Here is a 17,142-nt window from a genome sequence, read left to right on the forward strand (position 1 = left end):
CCCGCGGGAACCCCGATCCGGTATGTCACAGACCCCCATGCGCTATGGCTCGGTGGACGTCGTCCGCGGGCTCACGGTGGCCGCCATGCTGCTGGTCAACGATCCCGGCGACTGGGGCCACGTCTGGTGGCCGCTGGAGCACGCCGCGTGGAACGGATTCACGCCGACCGACCTCGTCTTCCCCCTGTTCCTCTTCATTGTTGGCGTGTCGATCGCGCTGGCGATCGTGCCGCGGATCGAGGCTGGCGCGGCCAAGCCGCCGATCCGGCGTGCGGCGATACGCCGCGCGCTGCGCATCGTCGGCCTGGGCCTGTTGCTCAACGTCGTCGCCTGGCTCGCCATCCCGGAAGCACACCTGCGCCTGCCGGGCGTGCTGCAGCGTATCGGCCTGTGTTTCGCCCTGGCCGCGCTGCTGGCCATTCACGTGCGCGGCTCCGCGCGCGACCTTGTCGGCGTGGCGTTGCTGGTGCTTTATGGGGCCGTGTTGCTTGCCGGCGGCATGGCGCCGTGGACGAACTGGGTGAGCCGTCTCGACAGCGCCGTGTTCGGGCCGTTCGTCTACGTCGTGGATGCCGTTACCGGCCGCGGGCACGATCCGGAAGGCCTGTTGGCCACCTTGCCGGCGCTGGTCACCACCCTGATCGGCGTACGCGCGGGTACCTGGCTGCGCCAGGGCGCGTGGCGTCACCTGCTTGGCGCGGCCGTGGTGTGCGCGCTGGCCGGCTGGGCCCTGCAAGGGGTGTGGCCGTGGAACAAGAACCTGTGGACGCCGAGCTACGTGCTGTGGGGCGCGGGCTGGTCGTTCGCGATCCTCGCGCTCATGCACGTCCTCGTCGACGTGCGCGGTTGGCGGGTGCCCGGCAGGGCGTTCGGCCTGAACGCCATCGCCGCCTATACCGGATCCGGCCTCATGGTGTACCTGCTGATCGCACTGGGCGTCACCGCACCGCTGTACCGCGTGGCCTTCACGGGGTGGATGACGCCGCTGTTCGGCCCCTACGTGCCGTCGGCGGCATGGGGTGTCGTGTTCGTCGCACTGTGGTGGCTGATCGTCCGCGGCATGGACCGCCGCGGCATCTACCTGAAGGTGTGACGCCTAAAGCAGGGCGAAGGCGTCCCGGGTCATGTTTTCCGGCTCGCCTTCGCGGCAGACCACGTCGTCCTCGATGCGGATGCCGCCGTACTGGCGGAACGCGTCCACCCGGGCCCAGTCGATGTCGCCGGCGAACGGCTTGTCCTTCAGCTCGGCCAGCAGCATGTCGATGAAGTAGATGCCCGGCTCGATGGTTACCACCATGCCCGCTTCCAGTTGGCGTGTCAGGCGCAGGTAGGGGTGGCCTTCCGGCTTGGCGATGGTGCCGCCGGTTTCCGCTGCCTGGAAGCCGCCCACGTCGTGCACCTGCAGGCCGATGCCATGGCCCAGCCCGTGCGGAAAGAACGCGGACGACACGCCGGACTCGACGGCGCTCTCGGGGCTCATGCGGATGAAACCATGATCGCGCAGCACACCGGCCAGCGCATGGTGCGCGTGCACGTGCAGGTCGGGGTAGCTCTGGCCGGGACGCACGCGGGCGACGAACGATTGCTGCGCGGCGTCCACGGCATCGATCAGCGCCTGGAATTCACCGGCATCGCGGCCGGCGTAGGTGCGCGTGATGTCGCTGGCGTAACCCGAGGCGCCGGCACCGGCGTCGATCAGGAACGAGCGGCTCTCGGCCGGCGCGTGGCGATCGAAGTTCGTGTAGTGCAGCACGGCGCCGTGCTCGTTGAGGCCGACGATGCTGGCATAAGGCAGCTCGGCGTCGAGCTGGTCCACCGCCGCCAGGTAGGCCTGGTGGATGCCGAGCTCGCTGGCGCCCTCACGGAAGGCATGCTCCGCGGCACGATGCCCGCGGGTGCCGCGGCGGCTCGCCTCGCGCATCAGTTCCAGCTCGTAGGGCGTCTTGTATGCGCGGTGGTAATGCAGGTGGTCGATGACCGCCGGCGGATTGTTGGCGCACACCTGGTCGAACCCGCAGTCGCGGTCGCCGATGATGGCGCTGCGGGCCGGCGAGGGAAGTTCCGCGATCGCATCGGCGGGCTTGCGCACCACCACGATGTCGAAATGGTCCACCCAGTAGCCCTGCGGCGCCTCGGGCACTACATGCCAGTAGTCGCGCGGCTGCAGGAACACCAGCCTGGGTTTCTCGCCCGGGGTGTACACCAGCCAGCTGCCCGGCGCGTCCAGCAACGGCAACCAGTGCTTGAAGTGCGGATTGACCACGAACGGGTAGTCCAGGTCGTCGAGGAACTTCGTGATCGGCCGGCCGGCCGGCACCACCAGGTGCTCGAAGCCGCCGCGTGCCAGCGCGGTGTCGGTGCGCTCGCGCAAGGTGGCGAGGTGCTGGGGATACAGGGCGGCCAGCGCGTCGTTCATCGTGATCTCCGGGGAAGGGAATGGGGGAATCGGTGCCGTCATGCGCGCGCGAAAACCACGGCGTAGTCGCTGGCCAGGTCACCCAGGCGGTGGCGAAGCAGCGTGGCGGCATGGTCGTCGCCGCCGCCAGCCAGCGCGTGCAGGTGGGCACCGTAGAGCGTGATGGCGAAGTGCCCCACCGCGAAATCGTGGGTGGGCGACCGCCACTGGGTCAGTGGGGTCCAGTTCGCGCAGGCGGGGCAGGCCACGTAAGCCGAATCGGGCGATTCGCACCAGATGGCCAGGGCTTCCTCGAGGGCTTCGCTGCCCTCGTCGCCGGGGGCCAGCGGCTGGTCGCATTCCGGGCAGCGGATGCGGAAGCTGCCGTCGTAGGGGCAGAAGATGCCGTTCTCGCGGCCGCCATCCACCAGCATGGCGCCGCCGGTGTCGTCGTCGCGCCAGCGGTGCGCGCTGGCATGCAGGCCGATGGCGCGCACCCCGCTGCCGGAGAGGAAACTGCCCTCGAGCACGGGGAAATACGGGTCGGCCCCTTGGGTGGGCAGCGCGCCGATGCTGCCGTCGCCGACCAGGCGGCGATACAGCGCCATGGCGGCCGCCGCGGCGTCGTCGCGTTCGAGTTCGGTATCGACCAGGATGGTGGTGGCATCGCTCATGAGCAGCGATGGTGACCCCCCACGCGGTGCGTCGTAAAGCATCGACAAAGGCTTCCGTTCAGTCCGCCGGAGGGCCGATCCATTCATCGATGGCGCGCACGTCGTCGTCACTGGCGGCCACGATGCGGTAACCGGACCAGAATTGGCCCGCCACCGCGGCCGGTTCGTGCCATTGCTCCTGGATGCCGATCTCCGCGCGGTATTCCGCCTGCCGGATGCCCGGCAGCATGAAGGTCACCTGGTGCACCGCCCCGCTGCGCGGCGCATGGGACCCCAACAGCATCAGCCCCGTAGCCGACAGGTTGACCAGTTGGCCGAGGACGCGGTCGGTCATCCCATCCACGATCGGCATGGGCGAGTTGGCATGCTTGCGCGGCGCTCGGCGTTGTTCGAAATCGCGGTTCATGCGTTGCCCGCCATGCGTCGGGTGTCGCCGCTGTCGCGGCGCAGGTTGCGGGCGATGGCGTGCCAGGCGCGATCGATGAGGGACACACGTTGCTCTTTCCATTCCCGCGCCTGGTTCGTGGCGATCAGACGGGCCAGCCGGGTGAGGTCGATGTCTTCGGTGCGGCCGCCGCGCGGCGTGACGAAAAGGCAGCGTCCGGTGGCCGGCGAGAACCAGGCCAGCTTGCGCCGGGACTCGCTGCCGTCGGGCTGGGTGAACGCGAACCAGGTGCCGAAGCGCAAGGTGGCGAAGCCGTCGTAGACCTGCTGCGCGGCCTCGTCCAGGGCGGTCGGCGCCACCGGCGCGAGGACATCGCCGTGCGCGGTGCCTTCGCCCAGGCGCGGGCGCTGCTTGAGGCGCAGGGCGACATCGGTGGGGGCGAGGTCGGTATCGGCCGTGTCGTGCCCCGCGGGTTCGAACAGCCCGCCGGCCACCTGCGAGGCTTCGGCCGAATGCATGCCCAGGTGTTCCAGGCCACGCTCCACGTCGGCACGCAGCTTCTGCACGTCCGCGATGGGGCGGCGGCCCAGCAACTGGTCCGTGACCCCCAGGCAGTGCAGGAACGCCTCGCCGTTTTCACCGCCCCGCAGGATATGCAGGGCGATCACGTCGGCCCAGGTGCGCTCCAGCAGGATGCGCAGCACCCCGCGTGGCGTGGCGTCCTTCACCATGCGCTCGTCCATGATGTCGGTGGCGCGCTGGCGTGCCCGTTCCAGCCGGTCCCGCCCTTCCATCGCCTCGATCTGGCGGCGCTCGGCGACATGCGCCTTGCGCGCCAGCAGGGCGATCTGCTGCTCGATATCGGCCCGCCACGCGGGGTCGATCACCTGGGCGTGGCTGGCCTGCATGACCAGCCGTTCCAGTCGGTCGATCAGCGCGGCATCCGGTTCGCCGTCGGCGGGGTCGAGCCACTGCTGAGCGGCCTCGCCCACGGTATCCAGCAGGCGGCGCGCGGGGTGCTCGGGCTGGTCGAAGAAGCCGCGGTCGTTCACTGCCGCGCGCAGCATGGGCCACTGCAGGCCACCCAGCACGGCGCGGGCCGGGCTGGCCGCAGCCACCTGCTGGCCCAGGTTCTCGAACAGCAGGGCGGTCAGTTCCACCGTGTCGCCCTGCTCGGACGACAGTTCGGCTGGCGGCGAACCCGACGGCCGGGTGCGATCCATCTGGGCCAGCAGTTCGTCGCGCAGGGCCTGTGCGCTGCGGATCTCGCGCTGCGCGGCACCGGTGACATCGCTGACGTGGCCCTGCAGGGCCATCAGCGCCGTCTGCAGTTCGTCGTCCGAGGCGATACGGCCGGCGGCGAAGCCGGCCACGTGGCCGGTCTGCAGGCGGGTGGTCAGCAGGTTGCGCAGGCCGTCCAGTACACCGATGTGTCCTTCCGCGGATGCCCCGGGCATGGCCTCACCGCCGACGCCTGCACCGGGCAGCGACGCCGGGGCCTCACGCGGTCGGGAACGGCGCTCGACGGCCGGCGGCGCGGACACGCGCACGTGGGGATACACGCGAAACCCCGGCAGGATGCCGCGCGTGCGGTAATGCTCGTTGAGGGCGCCGTAGAAGGATTCGCTCTGCGCCAGCACGCGCGCATCCACCGACTGGAACAGGATCAGGCGATGCGCGGTGGTCAACGGCAGGGGCCGGACCGCCGCTTTCAGTGCCGCTGCCAGCGCGCGCGGGCCGGCGGGCAGGGCCTCACCCTCCAGCGGCGGCGTGCCGGCCAGGACGGCCAACCGGTAGCCCAGTTCGAACAGGCTGCTGGCGCTGCGCGCTTCACCGCGCGAGGCCATGCTGGCCAGCGCACCGTCGATCTCCTGGTCTTCCGGATCGACCAGACTCAGTCCCGTGGCCAGCGATTCGCCCCGCGTCGGTGCGGCGTCGGTCACCTGGCCCAAGCCGCGGAACCCCTCGGTCAGGTGCGCGGCGAACCGGTTGCGAAAGGCGGCGCCCTCGCGCTCCACGATGCCGCGGCTTTCGAAGCAGGCCTGCTGCTCAAGGTGATTGCGGCTGCTCTCTGCCACGGCGAAAAGACGCCGGTCGAATTCGCGCAGCGACTCCCGCAGCGGCACGTCCAGCCACGTCAGGCACAGCGAAAGCCCCTGCTGCGCTTCGCATTCGGCGCGTGGCGAAAGGGCGACGGGATACGGTCCCGTCCTGCCGTGTGACGGGGGAGTGCCTGCGTTCATGGGTAAGGTCCTCCTCGACCTTCAGCGCAAGTTTAGGTTGGCGAAGGAGGTGGCGCCAGCGGAACCGCTGCGTGCATTCGGCGTAGGGCGTAAGAACTAGGCAGATTTGGCGTGGCCGGGCGCGACGGCCGTTCAGCTCATGAAGGCTTCGATCACGTCGTTGAGGAAGCGCTGGCCGAGTGCGGTCGTCCGCAGGACGGTCGGATCGTCCACCAGCCAGCCGCGCCCGCGGGCACGCATCAATCCGCCCGCGATGGCGTCGGGGGCGAGCCCCGTGCGCTCGGTAAAGTCCGCCATCGGTACGCCGTCGATCAGGCGCAAGGCGTTGAGCATGTACTCGAAGGGAAGGTCGTCCGCATCGACGTAGCTGTCGCCACCGACGCGCGCCGGCTGGCCAGCGGCAGCGAGGTACGCTGCGGGCAGGCGGGTCTTCCAGCGCCGACGCACGCCACCGACGTCGCTGATCTTGCCGTGCGCACCGGCACCGATGCCCAGGTAGTCGCCGAACCGCCAGTAGTTGAGGTTGTGCGCGCAGCGACGTCCCGGCCGGGCATACGCTGACACCTCGTATTGCCCGAACCCCGCGTCCGCCAGGCGCACCTCGCAGGCCTCCTGGATCGTCCACGCCGCGTCGTCGTCGGGCAGTGGGGGTGGGTTGGCGGCAAAGGCCGTGTTCGGTTCGAGGGTGAGCTGGTAATGTGAGATATGCGTCGGTGCCAGCGTCACCGCCTGGTCGACATCGTCCAGTGCACCAGCCAGGTCCTGGTCCGGCAGGGCGTACATCAGGTCGATGTTGATGTTGTCCAGCCCGGCGTCCTGGGCGCTGCGCACGGCCTTCACCGCTTCGCCCGCGGAGTGGATGCGGCCCAGCCGGTGCAGCTTGGCGTTATCGAAGCTCTGCACACCGAAGGAGATGCGGTTGATGCCGGCGGCGAGGTAACCGTCGAAACGGCCATGCTCCACCGTGCCGGGGTTGGTCTCCAGCGTCACCTCCGCCTCGGCGGCGAAGGGCAGGCGCGACTTCGCTCCGTCGAGGAAGCGGCCGACCAGTTCGGGCGAGAACAGGCTTGGCGTGCCGCCGCCAAAGAACACCGTGCCGACGGTGCGTCCGTGCAGGGCCTCGCCCATGTCGCGCAGGTCGGCATCGAGGTCGGCCAGTAGTGCGTCCACGTACTCCCCATAGGCCGGCGTTCCGCGCACGCCATGCGAGTTGAAATCGCAGTATGGGCACTTGCGCACGCACCACGGCATGTGGACGTACAGCGACAGCGGCGGGGGAGTCAGTGTCATGCCAGCTCGGCGAAACGCGCCTTGAGCACGTCCAGTGCCTGGCCACGGTGGCTGAGGCGGTTCTTCAGCGCGAAGTCCAGCTCCGCCGCGCTCACGTCATGGCCGTCGGGAAGGAACAGCGGGTCGTAGCCAAAGCCGCCCTCGCCACGTGGTGCCTCGAGGATGCGCCCGTGCCAGCGGCCCTCCGCGATCAGCGGGGCCGGATCGTCCGCGTGCCGGAGCACCACCAGCACGGCGATGAAATACGCCGTGCGCCGGGCGGCCGGCATGCCGGCCAGTTCGCGCAGCAGCTTCGCGTTGTTGGCCGCGCTGTCGCCGTGGGTGCCTGCATAGCGCGCGGCATAGAGGCCGGGCGCGCCGTTCAGGGCATCCACGCAGAGGCCGGAATCGTCGGCCAGCGCGGGCAGGCCGGTCAGGCGTGCGGCATGCCGTGCCTTGAGCAGGGCGTTCTCGACGAAGGTCAGGCCGGTCTCGTCGGCGTCGGTGACGCCCAGGCGGGTCTGCGGCACCAGCTCCACGCCGCTGCCGGCGAGCAGTTGTTCCAGTTCGACAACCTTGCCGGCGTTGCTGGAGGCAAGCACGAGGCGCATGGCTCAGAGCCCCCCTTCAGCGAATTCCGGCGCGTAGTCGACGCGTCCGCGATAGCCCGCCAGGCCGTCGACGGTCAGCGGCAGCACCTGGAAGGCGTTGCCGCCCTCGTAGGTATCGTGCAGGCCGTGCGCCGACGCCTTGCCGAAACCGAATGTCGTGTAATACGCCGGCGAACCCAGCACGAACACGGCACGCGCATCCTGGACGAAGCAGGCGCCGATGCCTTCCTCGATCAACGCGTGGCCGATGCCCTGGCGCTGGTGGTCCGGATGCACGGCCACCGGCGCAAGTCCGAGGGCCTTGCCGTCGTCCCCTTCCTCGATGGTCACCGGCGACAGCAGCACATGGCCCAGCACCGTGTCGTCCTCATCGACCGCGACCAGCGACACCGTGGCCCGGCCGGCGCCGACCAGCCGACGCACCAGGGTCGCCTCCGTGTCGCGCCCGAACGCCGCGGTGTGGATGGCGACGATGGCATCCAGGTCCGCGTCGGTGGCCGCGCGCACCTCGGTCATGGCGTGGACTCCAGCGCCGCGCGCTGCGCGATCACCAGGTCCTGGATGCCCTTGGCGGCCAGGTCGAGCATGAGGTTCATCTCGTCGCGGCGGAAGGCATGGCCCTCGGCCGTGCCCTGCACCTCGATAAAGCCACCGCCGTCGTTCATCACCACGTTCATGTCGGTGTCGCAGTTGGAGTCCTCGGCATAATCGAGGTCGAGCACGGGCACGCCGTTGTAGACGCCCACGGAGACCGCGGCGATGGCGCCGAGGATCGGGTTGCGCTTGATCGCGTTGCGCCGGGTAAGGGTGGATACGGCATCGACCAGGGCCACATAGGCACCGGTGATGGCCGCGGTGCGGGTGCCGCCGTCGGCCTGGATCACGTCGCAGTCCAGCGTGATGACGCGCTCGCCGAGGGCGGCGCGATCGACGCAGGCGCGCAGCGAGCGGCCGATCAGCCGCTGGATCTCCATGGTGCGGCCACCCTGGCCGCCGCGTGCGGCTTCGCGCTGGTTACGGTCGGTGGTGGCACGGGGCAGCATGCCGTATTCGGCGGTGACCCAGCCCTCGCCCTTGCCGCGCAGCCACGGTGGCACGCGTTCCTCGACCGAGGCGGTGCAGAGCACCTTGGTGTCACCGAAGGACACCAGGACAGAGCCCTCGGCGTGGCGGGTGTAGTGGCGCTCGATGGTGACGGCGCGCAGCTGGTCGGCGGCGCGGCCGCTGGGACGGGAAAGGGTCATGGAAAGCCTGATTTGGGCGCGGGCGGTGGGTCAGTTTACCATTGCGCCTTTCCTCCACGCGCAAGCGAGCCCCCCATGATCCGCAGCATGACCGCCTACGCCTCCGCCGAGCGCGCGGGCCCGTCCGGCACGCTCACCTGCGAGCTGCGTACCGTGAACCACCGCTACCTGGAGATCAGCCCGCGGCTGCCCGAGGACATGCGCAGCTTCGAAAGCGCCCTGCGCGAGCGGATCGGTGCCCGGCTGTCCCGCGGCAAGGTGGATATCACCGTGCGCCTGCGCGCCGAGCCCGGCGCCGCCGAAGGCCCCCGGGTCAACGGGGCCATGCTGGCGCGCCTGTCCGAGCTGGCCCTGGACTTCGAACAGCGCTTCCCGCGCATGACCATCGAGTTCACCGAGCTGCTTCGCTTCCCCGGCGTGCTGCAACAGCCCGACGCCGATGCCGACGCATTGCAGGTCGCCCTGCTGGATGTCCTCGAACATGCCCTGGTGGCGCTCAACGACACCCGTGCCCGCGAGGGAGAAAAGCTGGGCGAGATGCTGAAGGAGCGCCTGGACGGCATCGAGCGGATCGTGGCCGACGTGCGCGTGTGGCTACCCGAGATCCAGGCCGCGCTGCGCGCCCGCCTGGAAGGCCGCCTGGCCGACATTCGTCAGCCGGTAGAGCCGGGCCGCCTCGAGCAGGAGCTGGTGCTGCAGATCACCCGCGTGGACGTGGACGAGGAACTGGACCGCCTGACCACGCACATCGGCGAAGCCCGCCGCGTGCTGGCGCTGAAGGAGCCGGTGGGTCGCCGCCTCGATTTCCTGATGCAGGAGTTCAACCGCGAGGCGAACACGCTGGGCTCGAAGTCGGTGGATTCGCGTACGACCAATGCCGCGGTGGAGCTTAAGGTGCTGATCGAGCAGATGCGTGAGCAGGTGCAGAATATCGAGTGAGGTGCCCGGGCCGCGGATGCGCGGCCTCGGCAGCGAACCTGGATGACGCGCCGGCCATGCCGGCGCGTCATTGCTTCCCTGAGCTTTTTTTAAACCTCGTATTCGCGCTTCATTGCTTCTGCCTGAAGCTCTCGATCACGTCGACGAAGGCATCGTCCACGCCCTTGGTCGCCTTGACTGCGGGGAGTGCCGCCTGGGCCTGGTCGATCGAGCCGTAGCGGATGAGGCCGCTGCCATCCATGTCGGACGCGTAGACCACCGTTCCCTGGGTCTTCTTCGCCACGGCCGCGATCGTCTTCGCGTCGCTGCCGAACACCTTGAGTCGCGGTGCGACCACGGCGGGTTGACGGGTGCGCATGTTTACCGCGACGCCGAAGCTGCTGAGGTCTTCCTGCCCTTTGGTGCCCGACGTCGTCCTGGCATCCACCGAGGACCGGGCAGCGTGGGTTGTCGCGGACACGGCGGACTTCGGCACGATCACGAACGGGCCGACGGTGCCGAGGCTTTCCGCAGGTGTGCTGCCGGCCGTACTCGCCAACCGGCTGATGGCCGGTGCCGGTGAGCCCGACGTCGTGGGATGCGCGATGCCGACGCCCGGCACGATACGGAACGACGTGGACGCCACGTCGATCGTCGCGCCGGTGGCTGCCGCAGTCAGGGCCTGCGAGTAGGTGTCGGCGGCCTGCGCGGCCGTGGCCAGGGCGAGGAGGAAGGGAATGCCGATCAGGTATTTGTTCATCGTTAGTGGCCCACCACGCGAAGATTGAATGCCGAGAGTTTCGTCGCCGTATTCGGGTCGACCATGTCCAGCACCTGCAGCGTCCATGTGCCGTTGGCCTGCTCGTCGAGGAAGGCATTGCTGGACGTGAGGTCGACGCTGAAGCCACCTGGCGTCGCATCCAGTGTCGTGAACGCGGGCAGGATGTAGCTCCTGGTGCCGGAGGGCGAGGTAAGGATCGCACGCAGGTTGCGCGGCGTGACGTGCGTCGTGTCGAAGCTCACCTGCACGCTCTCGACCTTTTCATGCTTGCCCACGTGGACGGTCAGCTTGCTGGCGTCGCTGCCGATACCTTCGATCGGCGTCGCAGGGTCCTTCGATGCGAGCCAGCCGGTATCGATCTGCGCGGGCAGCGTCTGGAAAGATTTCGCCAGACGCGTGGCAGCGGTGGCGTCGACCAGGCCAAAGCCGTACCAGTTGCTGTATGGGTGGCCGGCCGCATTGACGATCCAGCCCGGGTCCTGCACAGCACCCTGGTATACCGCCTTGGCCTGCAGCGGATCGATCTGCCGTGCGGTAGCGGCGAGGATGTATTTGACGTCACGCCCGGTAAGGCGGGGATTCACGCCCAGGATCAGGCTGGCGACGCCGGCCACCGTTGGCGTCGCCGCCGAGGTGCCGTTCATGCCGGCCCAGTAGTTGCACGAGGCATCGACGGTGGACTGGCTGGTATCCAGCGCGTTGTCGCGCTCGCCATCGGTGCGATCGGCGTTGCTGCCGGCGGCGCAACCGGTGAGATCGGTGGTGACGATGGCCGGATCATAGAACGTGGGTTTCGCCCACGAGCCGATGTTCGACGTATCCGGATAGAACTTCTTCTGGAAGCCGAACTCGCCGCCCAGGCCCGATACCCACACCGAGGAGCCGGCACTCGAATAGGACGAGCGTACGCCCTTGGCGTTGACCGCCGCCACGACGATCGTGGTCGTCAGGTTGTTGAGGTTGTCGACGTTGGCCGACGAGCAACCGACGTTGAGCGCAACACTGTCGTCCGCGCAGAAGTTGAAGCCGAACGACAGGAACGAGCTGAAATTGTTGCCAGCGGCCTTGAGGTAGATGCCGCCCTTGCCGGCTCGGGTCGAACTCATCAGGCGTTCCCACGACTTCGCCTCGGCGCGGGTGAAGGCGCCGTATTGCGACGTGGTCGTGCCCCAGCTGTTGTTGAATACGTCGGCATCCTTCGCCTCGACGCCGTTGCCCCATGCATACCGAATGTTCTGGTCTTGCGAGGTTTCGATTCCGTCCGCGTCCTGCGACAGGAAATTGAAGCCGCGCAGCTTCGCCTCGGGCGCGACGCCGCGCCCGCCGATGCCGTTCCAGCCTACCGCGGCGATGATGCCGGCCACGGAGGTGCCATGCTCGCTGTGGGGATCGGTCGGCGTCGGGTCGTTGGACCCGTCCACGAAATTCTTGGATCCGCCGATAGCGACGTTCGCCAGCAGGTCGGGATGACGAATCTCCAGGCCGTCGTCCACTACCGCCACGTTGATCCCGCTGCCGCGTACCTGCTGATCGTGCAGTGAGCCGATGTCCAGGTCGTAGCCCGCGACGGGCAGGCTATCGGCGAAGACTTTCTGGCCATGATTGTAGAGGTGCCACTGGTAGCGATAGAGCGGGTCGCTCTTGGTCGCCGCCAGGGTGGCGGTCGGCGCGGCGATAAGCGCCGCGGCGGCCATCCATACGTACATCGTTTCTTTTGCCACGTTGCAAGCTCCGATGTGCCCTGTTCCGGGCATGGTTCGACGGTTCCGGCTTCCCCATAAATCGTTAACGCAATGCGGGGAAAAACACCCTACCTTTTGAAGGAAAGATGTCTGGACGTTCAGGCGTCCAGATCGGTGAGTCATCGGTAACGATCAACGTGCTCTAGAGTGAATGACACGATGCAAGCCCATGCCGCCGAGCAGCGCAGCCACGAACATCGCCGCAGGCCGGGGCTGTATGGCAAGATCGGCCAGTGCTGGCCCCGGACACAAACCAATCAGGCCCCAACCCCCGCCGAAAAGCGCGGCGCCGGCGAGCAGGGAACGATCGACCTTTCGCGACACCGGCACATGAAATCGATCGGCCAGCCATGGGCGTTCGCGTCGACGCCGAACCTGCCAGGCGAGCGCCGCGGGCAGCAGGGCGGATGCCATCACGATGGCGAGCGACGGGTCCCATGCACCGGCCACGTCAAGGAAGGCCAGCACGCGTTGCGGGTTGACCATATCCGACAAGGTCAGGCCAACGCCGAACAGCAGGCCTGCGAGGATGCTGACGAGCCGGCTCATCGCAGTCGCTCCAGTCCGTGGCGCATCATGTAGACCGTGGCGGCCGCCGTTAGCATGAAAACGCATGTTGCCCAGAGCGAGCGAGGCGAAAGGCGAGACAGTCCACACACGCCATGCCCACTCGTGCAGCCGGCGCCGAGACGTGTGCCATACCCCACCAGAAGCCCGCCGACGATCAGCGTCGGCCATCCGCTTGCCAGATCCAGGGCGGGCCGGTGCAGGAGGGGATGCGTCAGGCCGGCGGCGATCACGCTGGCGGTAAGGAAGAGCGCAGCCGCCACCCGGTCGTTGCCTGGCGCCCAGCCCGGTATGGCGGCAAGCATGCCGGAGATACCCATGACCCGCCCTTGGGCGAGCAGCACGATGCCGGCGGCTATGCCGATGGCTGCGCCACCCAGCGCCGGCCAGTACCACGCCAGTGGCGCAAGCGAGGCGGCCGTCACAGCAGATCCAACGGCGTGCGAAGATAACGCACGCCGTTGGCATCCGGCTCGGGAAAATGGCCCGCCCGCATGTTGACCTGGATCGACGGCAGCAGGAGTCGCGGCATCGCCAGTGTGGCATCCCTGGCTTCTCGCGTGCGCACGAACGCATCCTCGTCCACGCCCTCGTGGGCATGCACGTTGCCGGTGCGCTCGGCGCCGATGCTGCTTTCCCACGCGTAATGATCGCGGCCTGGTGCCTTGTAGTCGTGGCACATGAATACGCGCGTGGCATCGGGGAGCGACATCAGCCGCCGGATCGATCGGTAGAGCGTTCGGGCGTTTCCGCCCGGAAAATCGCAGCGTGCCGTGCCGTAGTCGGGCATGAACAACGTGTCGCCCGCGAAGACGGCGTCGCCGATGACGTATGCCATGCATGCCGGCGTATGTCCGGGCACATGCAGCGTCATGGCGCGCAGCGCGCCGATCGTGAAGGTTTCGCCGTCGTCGAAGAGGTGATCGAACTGGCGGCCGTCCCGCGCGAACCGCTCATCTTCATTGAACACCTCTCCGAAGGTGTGCTGGACGGCCGTGATCTGCGCACCGATCGCCAGGTGCCCACCGGTCTGTCGCTGGAGCCACGGCGCGGCAGTCAGGTGATCGGCGTGCGCGTGGGTTTCGAGAATCCAAGCCACCTGCAGGTCATGCTCGACCACGTGTCGCACCAGGGCTTCGGCATGCGTCGTCGCCGTGCGGCCGCTCGGCGCATCGAAATCCAGCACGCTGTCGATGATGGCGCAGGCGCGACTCGTCGGGTCCTGGACGACATGGCTGACGGTGAACGTGGCCTCGTCGAAAAACGACGTGACCTGCGGGCGCTGCGCTGGATCGTCCGCTGCGGCGGTGGCTATCGCCGCAGCGCCCTGCAGGTTCGGATCGACGTACATCTCGGGGGTCATGAGGCAGTATCTCGCAGAATGCGGATAAATAATTACATCAATACATAAAGTATGCAATTATAACTTCGCATTGGATCGCGCCGGCGGCTGCGAGCCGTTGCGCCACCTTCCACGGGAGACCTCGCTTGGATACCGCATCGCCGACCGCTCACCCTGTGCGCCTGCACACGCAAGCGCCCGATTTCCGTGCCCGCACCACCCATGGGGAGGTGACGCTGTCGGACTATCGCGGGCGCTGGCTGGTCCTGTTCTCGCATCCGGCCGACTTCACGCCGGTTTGCACCAGCGAGTTCATGGCCTTCGCCGAAGCGGAGCCGGCTTTCGAGCGCCTCGACTGCGCGCTGCTGGCGTTGTCGATCGATGGCCTTTACTCCCACCTGGCCTGGATTCGCGACATCCGGGAACGCTGGGGCGTGACCATCAACTTCCCGATCATCGAAGATCCCTCGATGGCGGTCGCCCTGGGTTACGGCATGTTGTCCGCGGACGCCGCCGACAGCGCGACGGCGCGCATGACCTATGTAATCGATCCCGACGGGATCGTCCGGGCCATGAGCTGGTATCCCATGGAGGTGGGGCGGTCCGTGGCCGAACTGCTTCGCCTGGTCGAGTCGCTGCAGATGGCCAGCCATCACCAGGTCGCCACGCCCGAGGGTTGGCAGCCCGGGGCGCCGGTGCTCCAGCGTGTCCCGACCGATGCGGTGAGCGCTGCGGCCATCGCGCCGGGCGAGGGCGAGGCGTGGTACTTCCGCTTCAGGCCCTGCCCGTGATGCCCGAGGCAAACCTGGAGGCCATGAAGGCTGCCGTGCCCGAGGTGGCGGACCTGCTGCGATTGCTCGGTACGCCCACGCGCTTGCTGCTGCTGTGTCACATTGCCCAGGGCGAATGTGCGGTGGGCCAGATCGAACGCGACCTGGGCATTCGTCAACCAGGGTTGTCACAGCAGCTGGCCGAACTCCGCCAGAACCAGCTCGTCGTCACCCGCAGGCAATCGAGATCCATTTACTACTCGGTGGCCGACGAACGGGTGCGCGCCCTGTTGGAAGCACTGCATGCCATTTTCTGCGGCGACGGGCTTCCCGCTGCCGCGGCGCCGTCCCGACTAGCCGACGCGCCAGCTGCCGGCGAGCGTGTGCGCTTCGCTCGCATGCTGCGCTGATAGCGGAGCCGCTTTTACGAGGCCGCGGAGCGAATTGCCCAGGTAGATCGTGCCGGCCCTTTCCAGATCGTCGACGGTGAGCACGGCCTCCCGGCATCGCCCGGCCGCGATCAGCGTCGCACGCAGCCGGCCGGGCAGGGCACCGGTGTGCAGCGGCGGCGTCAGCAGCTCATGCCCGTCATCGATGAAGAGGTTGGTATACGAGCCCTCGCACACCTCGTTGCGCTCGTTGAGCAGGATGGCCTCGTCCGCGCCATGGGCTTTCGCCTCGGCAAGCGCCTCATCGTAGGTTTCGCGCCAACCCGTTTTGTAAATGCGCAGGGGATCGTCGCTGCACAGGCGCCGGGTGGCGATGACGAAGCGCATGACCTCGGGCGTCGGTGGCAGGGCGGTGCTTTCGGCGGTCATGCTGCCGTCGTCGTGCAGGACCAGCCGCACCTTGCGGGTCGTCGCACCGGCGTCGGCGGTCGCCTTGCGCAGTGCAGTCGTCGCGGCTGACAGGTCGAAGGTAAGCCCCAGTGCCCGCGCTCCGTCGCGCATCCGTCGCAGGTGTCCGTGCAGTCGCGGCCACCTTCCGGCCTGGTAGGGCAGCGTTTCCAGTAGCGTGATCGGGCGGCGTCCGGCCTCGTAGAAACGTGCCTTCAAGACGCATTCGTCGTATTCCTGGTCGGCGTCCGAATCGCTGACCACCGCGCCGCCCACGCCCAGCTCGCCCACGCCGTCGGTAACGGTCAGCGTGCGGATCGCCACGCTGAAGCGGGCCGCGCCATCGGGCGCAAAATGGCCGATGGCACCGCAATACGCGCCGCGCGCCGACGCCTCCAGGTCACGGATGATCTGCATCGCGCGGATCTTCGGCGCACCGGTGATCGAGCCGCACGGAAACAGCGCGGCCAGCATGCTTGCGATAGGACTGCCGGACGGCAGTGTCGCCTGCACGGTGGAGGTCATCTGGTGGACGGTGGGGTAGGTTTCCACAGTGAATAGTTCGGGCACCGTCACCGTGCCGGGCACCGCCAGTCGCCCTAGGTCGTTACGGATCAGGTCGACGATCATGAGGTTTTCGGTGCGGTTCTTCAGGCTGTTCCGCAATGCCTCGCGCTGGGCGCGATCGTTGACGTCGTCCGCGCCTCGCGGCACGGTGCCCTTCATGGGGCGTGTCGTCATGGTGCCTTCGGCGTCGAGGGCGAAGAACAGTTCCGGGGAGAAACCCAGCAACTGACGCTCGCCGTCGTCGATGAACGCGCCGTGCGCGCCGCCGGACGTATGGCGAAGCTGTCCGTAGAGCGCGCGTGGATCGCCGGTCACGCAAAAATGCGCGCGCATGCTCAGGTTCACCTGATAGGCGTCGCCCCGGCGGATCGCCTCCATGACCGCGTCAAAACGGTTCCGGTAAGCATTCCTGTCCCATTCGAACGTCAACGGCGAGGCGTAGACGCGATCCCGCGGCCAGAGCGCTTCGATGGCATCGCCCTGGAGGATCGTCGGCGGCTCGTCGTATTGGCCAAACCAGATCAGCGGCACCTGCCGCTCGGCGGGCAGCCGGTCGCCGAGATGCGGCTCCAGGACGTAGCCCAGTTCGTAGCTGAAATAACCGGCCAGGTGTTGGCCCGCGGCCAGCGCTCGCTGCATGGCTGCGAGGGTGCCGGGCACGTCGGCGGGCTGCCGTGCCACGAAGGTGCGCGACGGGCGCGAGAAGACTTCCGCCCATCCGTCGCGCGCGTTGTCGAGTATCACCTGGCCACGGCTATCGTTCACATCGGGCAGCATACTGTTTCCCGCTGCCCCATC

General features: G+C 68.0%; 17 protein-coding genes and 1 pseudogene. 4 read left to right on the forward strand and 14 right to left on the reverse strand.

What is annotated here, in order from left to right; genetic code table 11:
• The first annotated feature begins 22 nt into the window (after positions 1–22).
• Positions 23–1,093, forward strand: coding sequence for an acyltransferase family protein (locus FA89_RS06755; protein ID WP_081916375.1), 1,071 nt, complete (start codon positions 23–25; stop codon positions 1,091–1,093).
• A 3-nt stretch (positions 1,094–1,096) separates the two neighbouring features.
• Here FA89_RS06755 and pepQ read toward each other — a convergent pair whose 3' ends face one another.
• The 8 genes from pepQ to rph form a co-directional block, all read right to left on the reverse strand.
• Positions 1,097–2,416, reverse strand: coding sequence for a Xaa-Pro dipeptidase (gene pepQ, locus FA89_RS06760; protein ID WP_036139456.1), 1,320 nt, complete (start codon positions 2,414–2,416; stop codon positions 1,097–1,099).
• A 38-nt stretch (positions 2,417–2,454) separates the two neighbouring features.
• Entirely contained in the window at positions 2,455–3,069 is a 615-nt protein-coding gene (locus tag FA89_RS06765) for a hypothetical protein (protein ID WP_185754261.1), read from the reverse strand.
• A gap of 58 nt (positions 3,070–3,127) precedes the next feature.
• Positions 3,128–3,475: a PilZ domain-containing protein gene (locus FA89_RS06770; protein ID WP_036139460.1), complete on the reverse strand. Its 348-nt coding sequence runs from the start codon at positions 3,473–3,475 to the stop codon at positions 3,128–3,130.
• Positions 3,472–5,697 (reverse strand): DUF1631 family protein, encoded by a 2,226-nt coding sequence (locus FA89_RS06775; RefSeq protein ID WP_051938587.1) that lies wholly within the window; start codon positions 5,695–5,697, stop codon positions 3,472–3,474. The genes FA89_RS06770 and FA89_RS06775 overlap by 4 nt, the downstream gene beginning before the upstream one ends.
• 132 nt (positions 5,698–5,829) lie before the next feature.
• Positions 5,830–6,987, reverse strand: a complete 1,158-nt coding sequence (hemW, locus tag FA89_RS06780; RefSeq protein WP_036139463.1) for a radical SAM family heme chaperone HemW — start codon at positions 6,985–6,987, stop codon at positions 5,830–5,832.
• Positions 6,984–7,577 (reverse strand): RdgB/HAM1 family non-canonical purine NTP pyrophosphatase, encoded by a 594-nt coding sequence (gene rdgB, locus FA89_RS06785; protein WP_036139466.1) that lies wholly within the window; start codon positions 7,575–7,577, stop codon positions 6,984–6,986. The genes hemW and rdgB overlap by 4 nt, the downstream gene beginning before the upstream one ends.
• 3 nt (positions 7,578–7,580) lie before the next feature.
• Complete coding sequence (locus FA89_RS06790) at positions 7,581–8,093, reverse strand: GNAT family N-acetyltransferase (RefSeq protein ID WP_036139468.1); 513 nt, start codon at positions 8,091–8,093, stop codon at positions 7,581–7,583.
• On the reverse strand, positions 8,090–8,821 hold the full coding sequence (rph, locus tag FA89_RS06795; protein WP_036139471.1) for a ribonuclease PH: 732 nt from the start codon (positions 8,819–8,821) through the stop codon (positions 8,090–8,092). The genes FA89_RS06790 and rph overlap by 4 nt, the downstream gene beginning before the upstream one ends.
• A gap of 75 nt (positions 8,822–8,896) precedes the next feature.
• Between rph and FA89_RS06800 the strand changes: the two genes are divergently transcribed.
• Entirely contained in the window at positions 8,897–9,760 is an 864-nt protein-coding gene (locus FA89_RS06800) for a YicC/YloC family endoribonuclease (protein WP_036139473.1), read from the forward strand.
• A gap of 109 nt (positions 9,761–9,869) precedes the next feature.
• Here FA89_RS06800 and FA89_RS19120 read toward each other — a convergent pair whose 3' ends face one another.
• The 5 genes from FA89_RS19120 to FA89_RS06825 all read right to left on the reverse strand — a co-directional run bounded on the left by FA89_RS19120 (position 9,870) and on the right by FA89_RS06825 (position 14,192).
• On the reverse strand, positions 9,870–10,499 hold the full coding sequence (locus FA89_RS19120; RefSeq protein ID WP_051938588.1) for a hypothetical protein: 630 nt from the start codon (positions 10,497–10,499) through the stop codon (positions 9,870–9,872).
• Positions 10,500–10,501: 2 nt separating this feature from the next.
• Positions 10,502–12,226: a S8 family serine peptidase gene (locus FA89_RS06810; protein WP_036139476.1), complete on the reverse strand. Its 1,725-nt coding sequence runs from the start codon at positions 12,224–12,226 to the stop codon at positions 10,502–10,504.
• Positions 12,227–12,394: 168 nt separating this feature from the next.
• The gene (locus FA89_RS06815; RefSeq protein ID WP_036139479.1) at positions 12,395–12,811 is read right to left on the reverse strand and encodes a DUF6691 family protein; all 417 of its coding nucleotides are present in this window, start codon (positions 12,809–12,811) and stop codon (positions 12,395–12,397) included.
• On the reverse strand, positions 12,808–13,230 hold the full coding sequence (locus FA89_RS06820; protein WP_036143820.1) for a YeeE/YedE family protein: 423 nt from the start codon (positions 13,228–13,230) through the stop codon (positions 12,808–12,810). Before FA89_RS06820 ends, FA89_RS06815 begins: the two co-directional genes overlap by 4 nt.
• A 20-nt stretch (positions 13,231–13,250) precedes the next feature.
• Positions 13,251–14,192 (reverse strand): MBL fold metallo-hydrolase, encoded by a 942-nt coding sequence (locus FA89_RS06825; protein ID WP_036139481.1) that lies wholly within the window; start codon positions 14,190–14,192, stop codon positions 13,251–13,253.
• 125 nt (positions 14,193–14,317) lie between these two features.
• Here FA89_RS06825 and FA89_RS06830 point away from each other — a divergent pair, with 125 nt between their 5' ends.
• Positions 14,318–14,962 carry a peroxiredoxin gene (locus FA89_RS06830; protein WP_036139483.1) on the forward strand — a complete coding sequence of 215 codons (645 nt, stop codon included), beginning with the start codon at positions 14,318–14,320 and terminating at the stop codon, positions 14,960–14,962.
• A 23-nt stretch (positions 14,963–14,985) separates the two neighbouring features.
• Positions 14,986–15,264 (forward strand): annotated as a pseudogene (locus tag FA89_RS06835) (metalloregulator ArsR/SmtB family transcription factor); the annotation flags it as partial.
• Positions 15,265–15,294: 30 nt separating this feature from the next.
• Here FA89_RS06835 and FA89_RS06840 read toward each other — a convergent pair.
• Positions 15,295–17,121, reverse strand: coding sequence for an aminodeoxychorismate synthase component I (locus FA89_RS06840; RefSeq protein ID WP_036139486.1), 1,827 nt, complete (start codon positions 17,119–17,121; stop codon positions 15,295–15,297).
• Positions 17,122–17,142 lie beyond the last annotated feature (21 nt).

The organism is Luteibacter sp. 9135 (genome assembly GCF_000745005.1).
Lineage (GTDB): Bacteria > Pseudomonadota > Gammaproteobacteria > Xanthomonadales > Rhodanobacteraceae > Luteibacter.